Origin of the sequence: uncultured Gimesia sp., from assembly GCF_963972345.1 — a bacterium.
GTDB lineage: Bacteria > Planctomycetota > Planctomycetia > Planctomycetales > Planctomycetaceae > Gimesia.
In genome coordinates this window covers 21,601-30,939 of the sequence record NZ_CAXAVM010000081.1, presented here as the reverse complement: position 1 = coordinate 30,939, position 9,339 = coordinate 21,601, and the positions used below count along the sequence as shown (strand labels likewise).

General features: G+C 51.2%; 11 protein-coding genes. 1 reads left to right on the top strand and 10 read right to left on the bottom strand.

Going from position 1 to position 9,339, the window contains the following annotated elements; all coding sequences use genetic code 11:
* Nucleotides 1-86 precede the first annotated feature (86 nt).
* From AACZ40_RS14985 to AACZ40_RS14960, 6 genes are all read right to left on the bottom strand, one after another.
* Nucleotides 87-677 carry a DUF3365 domain-containing protein gene (locus AACZ40_RS14985; RefSeq protein ID WP_291174537.1) on the bottom strand — a complete coding sequence of 197 codons (591 nt, stop codon included), beginning with the start codon at nucleotides 675-677 and terminating at the stop codon, nucleotides 87-89.
* Between the two features lie 141 nt (nucleotides 678-818).
* On the bottom strand, nucleotides 819-1,373 hold the full coding sequence (locus tag AACZ40_RS14980) for a DUF3365 domain-containing protein (RefSeq protein WP_291174539.1): 555 nt from the start codon (nucleotides 1,371-1,373) through the stop codon (nucleotides 819-821).
* A 66-nt stretch (nucleotides 1,374-1,439) separates the two neighbouring features.
* Nucleotides 1,440-1,973 (bottom strand): DUF488 family protein, encoded by a 534-nt coding sequence (locus AACZ40_RS14975; protein ID WP_291174540.1) that lies wholly within the window; start codon nucleotides 1,971-1,973, stop codon nucleotides 1,440-1,442.
* A 98-nt stretch (nucleotides 1,974-2,071) separates the two neighbouring features.
* Nucleotides 2,072-2,503: a PAS domain-containing protein gene (locus AACZ40_RS14970; protein WP_291174543.1), complete on the bottom strand. Its 432-nt coding sequence runs from the start codon at nucleotides 2,501-2,503 to the stop codon at nucleotides 2,072-2,074.
* On the bottom strand, nucleotides 2,484-3,053 hold the full coding sequence (locus tag AACZ40_RS14965) for a DUF3365 domain-containing protein (RefSeq protein WP_291174545.1): 570 nt from the start codon (nucleotides 3,051-3,053) through the stop codon (nucleotides 2,484-2,486). The genes AACZ40_RS14970 and AACZ40_RS14965 overlap by 20 nt, the downstream gene beginning before the upstream one ends.
* 61 nt (nucleotides 3,054-3,114) lie before the next feature.
* A complete protein-coding gene (locus AACZ40_RS14960) occupies nucleotides 3,115-3,534 on the bottom strand; it encodes an Rrf2 family transcriptional regulator (RefSeq protein WP_291174547.1) in 420 nt (139 codons plus the stop codon).
* A 336-nt stretch (nucleotides 3,535-3,870) separates the two neighbouring features.
* On the opposite strand from AACZ40_RS14960, the gene AACZ40_RS14955 reads away from it, so the two are divergent.
* The gene (locus AACZ40_RS14955; protein WP_291174549.1) at nucleotides 3,871-4,155 is read left to right on the top strand and encodes a hypothetical protein; all 285 of its coding nucleotides are present in this window, start codon (nucleotides 3,871-3,873) and stop codon (nucleotides 4,153-4,155) included.
* 326 nt (nucleotides 4,156-4,481) lie between these two features.
* Here AACZ40_RS14955 and AACZ40_RS14950 read toward each other — a convergent pair whose 3' ends face one another.
* From AACZ40_RS14950 to AACZ40_RS14935, 4 genes are all read right to left on the bottom strand, one after another.
* Nucleotides 4,482-5,372: a cupin-like domain-containing protein gene (locus AACZ40_RS14950; RefSeq protein ID WP_339674849.1), complete on the bottom strand. Its 891-nt coding sequence runs from the start codon at nucleotides 5,370-5,372 to the stop codon at nucleotides 4,482-4,484.
* A gap of 9 nt (nucleotides 5,373-5,381) precedes the next feature.
* Complete coding sequence (locus AACZ40_RS14945; RefSeq protein ID WP_339674847.1) at nucleotides 5,382-5,735, bottom strand: hypothetical protein; 354 nt, start codon at nucleotides 5,733-5,735, stop codon at nucleotides 5,382-5,384.
* 440 nt (nucleotides 5,736-6,175) lie between these two features.
* Nucleotides 6,176-7,543, bottom strand: coding sequence for a Na+/H+ antiporter NhaA (gene nhaA / locus AACZ40_RS14940; RefSeq protein ID WP_291174553.1), 1,368 nt, complete (start codon nucleotides 7,541-7,543; stop codon nucleotides 6,176-6,178).
* 708 nt (nucleotides 7,544-8,251) lie between these two features.
* Nucleotides 8,252-9,325, bottom strand: coding sequence for a hypothetical protein (locus AACZ40_RS14935; RefSeq protein WP_291174555.1), 1,074 nt, complete (start codon nucleotides 9,323-9,325; stop codon nucleotides 8,252-8,254).
* Nucleotides 9,326-9,339 lie beyond the last annotated feature (14 nt).

The following is a 9,339-nucleotide window of genomic DNA, read 5'->3' as shown; positions in this document are numbered from 1 at the left end:
CTCCCTGCGTTTTATCAGTTGACGCACGGTGTTGAAAAGCGGCAGAGAACGACCTGCAAAGCTGCAGCACAACCGGCGCCGACTGCTTACTGATCTGGTTCTTTTACCGGAATCGAGATGATCAATCCTGCAAATCGCTCTTTTGTATTCTTTTTTCCGAAACCGACATGACAGGTTAAGCACCCATGGTTCATTAATGAAATGGCGCCTGCCCGCTGGTAAATGCCGTTGTCGACGCGTTCGTATTCCGTTTTTCCTGATGCGATTTCCCGGGCGGCCTGTTTTTCGAAATCGGTAGTGGGCTCATGATCGACACTCATGGCCCTGGCATTCACGGCAATCCAGCGGGCTTTGATATTTTCCTGACGCTCCACATCAGAAAACATGCGCTCCATCACCCGGGCAGGAACGGCGGCGCGCTCATTGATGAAGTAGCTCTGGTGCATGGCGTCCAGCGTGGCTGAGTACAAACTGTGCGTCAGCCTGGCACGCTCACGTGCCTGGGCGAGAGACAGCACCGCTGCGGGCGGCTTTCCCTCTTTTAATTTCGGGGAATGGTTTTCTGCCTTCTGCTTTTTGGGATCCTCTTCAGGCTCAGGTGGACTGGCAAACGAAACCAGTGCCACGGAAAACAGACTTATCGAAACCACAAACAGGTGTCTCATCATCGTTCTCATACTTCTGCCTTCCTCATTGAGATTGCCTGATCCGGACAGGGATTCGCTGCTACATCCACCGAGATCAGCCTCTTATCTGATAAAGTTAATCACACTCATTGCGGCCACCCTGGTCTAGGCTGACTTACTGCAGTGTGATATTCAGGGCTGCTTTGACATATTTTTCAGTGACATGGAAATCACCAGGCCGGCCGTACGGTCTTCATTACTCGTCCGTTGGGGAAGATGACATTTCAGACATTGCGAAGCCAGTCGAATTGAGCCAGCATACTGAAATCTGTTGTCCTGCATTTGTTCATATTCCGGAGTTCCTTCGGACAGAACCTTCACAGCCTGTTTCTCGAAGTCGGTTTTCGCTTCATTATCGATATTCATTGCCTTGGCATTCACTGCCAGCCAGCGAATCTTAATCCCGTGTCCCCGTTCCAGTTCTTTAAAAACATCTTCCAGGGAGTGCGAGGGGATCACGATACTTTCGTCTTCGCGAAACAGATCCCGGTGCATCACCTGCAGTGAACCATGTATCGTCTCATGCAGGAGCCTGGCCCGTATCCGGGCTTCCTCAGCCGTCGCGGGCAGTGAACTCTGATCAAATTGCGCCCCCTGTTCTGCCTGTTCCTCAGCCTGCAGGAAGGTCAGAGAGAACTCATTCTGCGTATAACAGATCCATAAGAGTCCGAAGCAGACAGATAACATTAAAAGTTTCTTCATCATCTGAATTCACATTCTAAAATTAAGGAATCATTCTGAAGTGGTATCGATTTAAAAGTCGCCGGGAAGCAGGTTAATGATCGTTCTCCAGCTTTGTTCGTCAGGCATTACCCACGTTTTGTGTTTTGTAAACCAGAGTCCCCCCAGTGCCACGATCTGGCTTTTGACGGGAGTGGTGTGGCCGCCAATCATCAGCCCCGCGTTCCAGCGCTGCTGGCACTCCAGTTGAATCAGATGCTCTTCGATCACGGTTGCCATATTCCGGGCAGACGTCCCCTGCTGATAGATTAGAGTCAACAACCTTTGGCAGGCAGACGTTCTTAATTGCTCGCATGTCTCTTTCTCTGCTGAAAGCTGATCGCGATACCGCCGACGGAATTCATACCACCTGTCTGGATGCCGGGAGAACCAGTTCATTAACTCTGTATCCGGACTGAGTTCCGGCAACCACCAGATCTCTTTTCTCAGCCTGTCAGGAGGTACTCCCCGATCGCCCCAGACAACACATTCGTTATCGTCTGAGATGAAATCATCTGCATGTACCGATCGAACTCGGAAAATGAGCCCCTCTGCTGTGCGATTCATTTAAGTGATCTCCAGGGCAGAACTCGACTTGGTTTGCTTTTTCTGTTCCCCATTTCGCTGCCTCATGTGAATCATCAGCCTGGCCTTTTCATGCACGCTCATGACTGAACTTTCTGGATGGCAGGTTCCTCCCGGATGATAGCCCCGATCCGCTCAATCCTGTCCCCTTCCCCTCTCACTATTCCGACGGTCAAGGCACCTTTGAATCGGCTTTGATCCTTTCGCAGCATGGGAACGCGTATCACATCAGTTCCCAGGCGGGTCTGATTCAAACGCATGGCCTGATAAAACGCATCCCAGTGTGCTGTTCGGGATTCGGCTGGGATGATCAGGTCCAGCGACTCTCCCACAGCCTCCTCAGCCGAAAAACCGAACAGACGCTCTGCACCGGGATTCCAGAAGATCAGTATCCCGGCCCGATCCACACAGATAACGGCGTCTCCGACAGCCTGGATCAGGGCATGCCACTCCAGGGCAAGCTGTTCCTGCTGCATGCTTCCAGCCAGGCCCTCACTTGATGGGTAACTCATAACTGATGGCTCCGATTGGCTGGCCGGCTTTGACGTCTTGATAATGAGGATGACACATGACACATTTTTTCATCACTACCGGGACCGGAGTCATCGCCTGCAGATAAGGCTGCCCGTCCTTGACGACCACCTGCTCATAGTAAGGCTTGCCGGATTTGAGCTGTTGAATCCCCTGCTTTTCAAAAGCGGTTTTCGCAACATTTTCAGGTTCGTAAGGTTCACCCGTTGCATCCAGAAGTCGCACCTGGTGATAGCCGGTCTTGCCGACACGCTTAAACAGTTCGACAGCCGCACTGCCTGCCGGGAAATCCTCTTCACTATTCACGTATTTGTCCGTGATGAGTACGATCGCCTGTTTATAAATATCATCCAGCATTTTCACGGTTTCACGTGTCCGCTTGACGGCGGCTTCGGCAGGCTGCTGTTCCGATGCGGCAGAAGTCGATTTGCCCGACTTGCTCTCTTGAGGCTGATCTGAGCCAGAGGAGGCATAAGTGAAAATAAACAGAAACGTCACGGCGAGGCTGGTAACTAATCCTGTTTTGAACATGAATTTTCTTTTCTGATTAAAACAGTGGAATCGAGACATCGCTGAGTCGGTTGTGACTCTGCTAAGAAATACTTTTCAATTGTCGACGCGAGGGAGCAACATCAGCCAGGGTCACACTGTTGAGATAGTCCCGCTGAATTCGCTCGGCTTCCGCCAGAACCCCTTTCAGCTTACAGAACGGCTGAATCACACAGACATTCTCCGTCCCCACGCATTCCAGCAGATGCAGGTTGCCTTCGAAGCGTTCGATCACTTCTCCTAAGCGAATTTCTTCCAGGGGCAGCGCCAGTTCAATTCCGCCCCCCAGGCCACGCACGCTGCGAATGTAACCCAGGCGCGACAGCTGATTGACCACCTTCGCCACATGATGCGAGGAAATTTTAAATAGCGCTGCCACTTCGGAAACAGTGGCCCGCTCGTTCCGTGATGCCAGATACATCAGAGTCCGCAAAGCATAATCAGTCTGCATGGTCAGTTGCATTATTGGATCCCGATTCCATAAACATGTATAAGCGGTACACCTTTTACCGAATATAGACCTGCAGGTCTTTTTTGTCAACAAAAACATCAACCGGGGATATGTCTGACTATGAAAAGACACAGCATTTTCGCTTCAGCATAGACAAACCTGCTCAATCAAATTGATGACAGGCTGTTCTCAATTTGAGTATAACGTGATCTGAGCTGTTTCCTGTTTCGAAGGTAAAAACTGCATATAAATCGCATTTATTCAAACTGGTCCAGCATTTGCTTACTACCATTGATTGACCACAGGTGTTTTCAGGCAACAGTTACCTCTGATTGAGGAGTGCTGAACATGCTGACGAAATTCAATCACGACACAGGTTTATTTTACGAAGTCAGGCGGCCCCAGCAGGTTCCCTTCCTGCACCAGACCCCTTCACCACTCGAACCGGTAAAAAAGCGTACTGAGACAGTACTTCAATCCGGCCTGGATGAGTGGGAATCGCATCGTGCGGAATCATCCCGGATCATGGGGCTGACCCTGCTACTCATTCTTTCAGGGATCATGCCGTTAATCCTGTTTCTACTGGCACTTCTGCTGGATCCGGATTTACTGCACATCCAGATCACGCCTTGAATCAGAGCGTCTTTCCGTGACGGTCAGTCGATACCAGGCGACTCCGCGAAGCAGAAAGTGTCAACGCCTGAAGTGTCTACGGCTCACGACACTGTCAACACCAGTTGACAGTGTCAGCAGTCCGCAAAATAAACATCAAAGCAAAACAGCAAAGAAGTATCTGATCCGGCTACCTTCTGCATCGGGGGTGGCCTTCAGCGTATGCTTGATATTCTTCAGCCTGTGATGTGGAGAGAGAGAGTCATGCGCAAAATTATTTTCCGAACTTCAAGCTGAACTGTCAGGAAAGGTGTTTGAGTAGACGCAGTAGAATTTTGCAGGCTGCTCTACAGCTTGTGGTAAATACCCAGTGTTTTTCCGCCACCTACCCGGTAATGCATGTCTACGAAACGGTTGCGTTTTTCTCTGAGTGTCGTGTGCTCGTCCAGTTTGGGCGAGGGAGTTCGTAACAGTTGCTGCATGAAGAAAGGTGATGTGAATCCCGTCTGCAGGCCGACGGAGAGGAAGCGATTGATATCGTAAGAGCCTTCCGTCCACATAGCGTCTTTTCCGACCACGCCCCCCTGATGCCAGCGCGTCGCCACAGAGACGGATTCCTCGGACAGGTTATCAATCGCGTGCCACCACCAGGGCGGGTTAAGCAGCACGTCACCTTTTTCCAGAACGACACTGTAAACCGGACAGTGTTCGAAAAGCGGATACGCGTCCCTGTTATAACGATCCGGATAAGAACAGTGAGACATGCTGGCGAGTTGCCCCATACTCATCACCGGATACAGCAGCAGACTGTGAGTCGGGTCCACAAAATACCAGCGCTTACGTCCATCCAGCATGAAGAACCAGTTCCAGACCGCGGCACAGTGATACGGTGTCCCCGTTCCTTTTCTGCCGATAAAAAGCTGACTGTAGGCAGGCAACAGACCTCCTGACAGGGCAGCAAGGCGGTCAAAGCCCAGTCCCTCCTGGAGATGCGGATACCTTTGAAACAGAAACTCACTGTTGTGACAGTAGACATTGGGGTCGCGGACCTGGGACAGTTTTCCCTCGAATCCGTCCTTCTCTTTTGTCGTCAGCAGCACCTGTTCCTCACCGTATTTGGCCAGGACCGATTCAAAACTCCATTTTCCCAGCTCATTCTCGTCATTCAGGAAAGAACGCAACACTACGGGAAAGGGATGCTGAATGTAATTTTTCACGAACTGGTCGGGATCATCCACGGACTGTAATTAAGGGACCGGCAGAGGTGCAGGCTTGGGGCGGCCGTGATACGCGCGAAGTGCCCGCCGTTCCAGAGGCCAGAAGAGAAGATGCGTTAAGTGATACAAACCTGTGAAGTAGTAGAACGGAAACAGCACCCAATGCTGTTGAAAAAAAGCTGCCACAGTCCACAGCATTTTGATCAGCAGGTAATTTAAAGCCCCAATCCGAAGACCTTCGTGTATCGCAACATCGGTTCTTTCATAGCGGGCAGAGATGTCACGATACAGAAACGGTTTCAGGTAGAAAACGGTCAGGAAAAAATGCTTGAGTCGAACGCGTACGTGTAAAATGCTGGCTGCTAATGGGCTGCGTGTCTCCATGCCGTAACTCTTGATACTTCCTGAAATGCGCTCGATCCATAAAAAATGCTCGGACGAATCAACGTCCCTAAATCGACCTGATTGTTGCAAATAGACTGATGTCGACCGCATCGGCAGTCAGTCGGATCGATCATACTCAGTATGTCTCTCTCGTTTCAACGCCTGTGTCGTCGTTAATACTGTCGATTGAGAAAGAGTTACAAGTTCTGCACGTTGTATAGAGCAATTCCGAGCTCTCAGAACGATTCAGTTACTGGTATAAAATACGGTCGTGCCCGATGCATGACACCAGTCACACGGTTTCGTAATTCTTGAAAAGCAGGTGTTATTCTATGATCGTAAACTGGTTTGATCGTAAACAGGAATTGCAAAACGGTCTGACTATAATCGTCGGTCGAACGTCCGCGACAGAATGACGCATTCGTAAAACAGGATACACTCTAATTGTTGGCGTCCAAATTTTCTATCTCGTTATTTTCCGTTGTGGTTTCACTGGCAGATGCGCCGAGAATCGTCATACCAACGACTGCACTCAAGAATGATCCCAGTAGAACTCCGACTTTCACCGTACGCAAAAGGGATTCGTCTTTGAACGCCAGTCCCGCGATGAATAATGCCATTGTGAAACCAATCCCAGCCAGGAAACCACCAGCCGTCAGCTGTTTCCAGTTGACACTCGCCGGCAGCTGGGCAATTCCGGACTTCACCGATAACCAGCTGAATAACAGAATTCCCAGCGGCTTTCCTAACATCAGTCCGATGATGACCGCCATGGCTGTCGACGTGGCCACGTCAGCCATCTGGAACGCAACGCCTGCATTCGCCAGGGCAAACACCGGCATGATCAGAAATGCCACCCACGGGTGCAGCAGATAGATCAGGTATTCCACGGGGGAAATTGTTTCGCGGGAAACCCGTTGATACGTTATCACCTTCTCAGGCCGGTGAAGTTCGTTTTCCCAGGAATCCCCGTGCAGCAGACGACTGGCCCCTGCAAACAGCTCCACGGCAACGTTATTCTTCAAGTAGGGTCGAGCAGGCGTCATGAGTCCGATCACCACCCCGGCAATCGTGGCGTGAATTCCCGATTGATGGAAGCCCACCCAGATCAGGAACCCCAGCAGTGTGTAGAGCAGCATGCTGCGCACGCCGATTCTCTGCATGAAAAACACAACTCCGATGCCTGACAGTCCCGTAAAAAGCCAGGACAGATGAATGGCGTCAGTATATCCGATGGCGATCACCAGAATCGCTCCGATATCATCTACGATCGCCAGTGAGAGTAACAGGACCCGCAAGGCTGCCGGTACCCGGCTACCTAAAATCGCCATACACCCGACAACGAACGCGATATCCGTAGCCATCGGCACGCCCCATCCGTTCTGCCCCGGTTGACCGACCTGCAGCGCGAAATAGAGTCCGGCAGGAACCAGCATGCCGCCCAGGGCTGCGGAGATGGGCAAGGCTGCCCGTCGAAGCTCACGCAATTCTCCCACTACGATTTCCCGTTTGACCTCCAGCCCGATCACAAAAAAGAAGATCGCCATCAGTCCATCGTTGATCCAGTGTTTGAGCGAATGTACCAGCTGGAAATCGCCGATCGAGATTCCCATCGGTAACTTCCAGATCGCCAGATAGTCACTCGACCAGGGGGAATTCGCCATCAACAATGCGAGCAGTGCGCAGAGCGCCAGGAAGATGCCACTGGCAGCTTCGACATGCAGAAACCGGATCAGTGGTTTGAGCAGTCTCTGAACCGGCTCCTGGGGTAGATATAATATTTGCTCTGTCCCTGCCTTGTGCGCCATTTCGATCACTTTCAGACTTGAGTGCGGATGCGGTTAGATTGTCCTGGAAGATTGCCGCTGAAGAAAGGCACGGTTGAAAAAATGGGACACGCCTCGTTCCCATAATCTGATCTGATCTTAATGCAGAGAATCATCATAACTCAATGCTGCAGACCACCCAATGTATACAGCCGTCTGAATTATCAGCTGAAGTGAAAGACGTGAACTTATGAAACTGTTACGGAAAATATTCTGACAGAAAACGCTGCATCTGTCGTTTAAAACGAAATGCTGTCGGTGAATGTACTGTCAGTGAAGCTGAGCGGATCGCTTTTTCCACCTTGATCTGGTGGAGCGTGGGCTGTTCACGATCTTCCGCAGAGACTTCAAGCCCCATCGCTGTCCTCGCATTGCAAAGTCCTTTCGGCAATGAATCGCAGTGGATCTGGATCATTGACGAAAGGACTGGATTTTTCTCAGACGCGAAAATTCGCATGGATCTCTTGAATGCCGTAATCGAAGCAGTTTGCCAGGACGAATCCTGATAGCGACAACTTTACTTTTCAGCCGCCAGAACCAGCACAAGCGATGAAGTTTTAATCTCATCGAATCCTGATGCTGGTTCTGTTCGCTTTGAACTGTGCTCCTGAAACTGACAGGCTTCGAAGCTGGTTCAACCTGAGTGCAGGCATGGCAGTTGTCAATCATCATGCGGCTTCAGAAAGATGATCACGCCGATCGGTCATCGTCGGATGCCCAGACATGCTTCCATGTCTTCATGCGACGGCCGAGATCCTTCAACGCCTTCAGAACGGTTTCCGTGTCGCCGTCCCAACTGACTTCAACGACATTGCCGTTGCGCTGAATTCGTGTGTTCTTCATCAGCGATTTCATGTGCGGACTTCCCTGGGCCCACAGTGTTTCGTAGGCGGCGATCCCTTCCACAACCTGCAGAGTTTCCTGGGCGACCTCTTCCGATGCTGCCACCAGTTTCGCATGTTCAAACAGTTGGCCATCTCGTTCTCCAAACGACCAGATGATGCGTTCATGCTGTTGCAGTACGGGCATCGGCAACGGATTTTGTTTTAAGCGTTTCAGATCAATGGCAGCTCCATAAATCCACGCATTGGCCACCCGATCCGTCAGGAGAGGCGAATCCGTGCTGAGCGAACGACCGTCCTTTTTCAGCAGCTTCACAGCCGCCTGGGTGTTCGGCACGGACGAACCGAGCACGATGGTATTGTCATCCACAAAAGCAACTGTCATCTGCTTACCGCCTGATTTATCATGATGACGAGACTTCTTTTTCCCTGCCTGATCACGACGTTTATCGGACGACCGGTCCGCATGCTTAGCATGGGCTGCGTCTCCATGATGGTGGGCGATTGTCACGGTGTAGAGCGTGAGATCATTCCAGGTTGTCTTCTTCAACTGGGAAGCCTGTTCCATTTTCTCCATCGCTTTGGAACGTTCATAGTCCGCTTGCAAGATCACGGTTCCCGTGTACCGCTTGAAGTCGCGACTGTACATGGTGATGGATCGCAGATCTTCTGGCGGGTCAATGCCGTATTCCTGGCTGAACCAGTGATGAACGCCCTCAGTCAGTTGCGGTTTGGCTTCTCGCACTTTTTCGGCCAGTTTTGATGCACTTAATGCTTCAAAATCCAGATGCAGCAACCACGCGGTATCCTGCGGAAGTTGTGATGGCTGCAGTTTGCCAGCCACGGCGGACGCGGGTGCCAGTAAAACGGCGGCGGTCAGAGCAGCGACAATCCTGCTCAGCATGCGTTGATGATTCTCCATGATTTCTCCTTGTG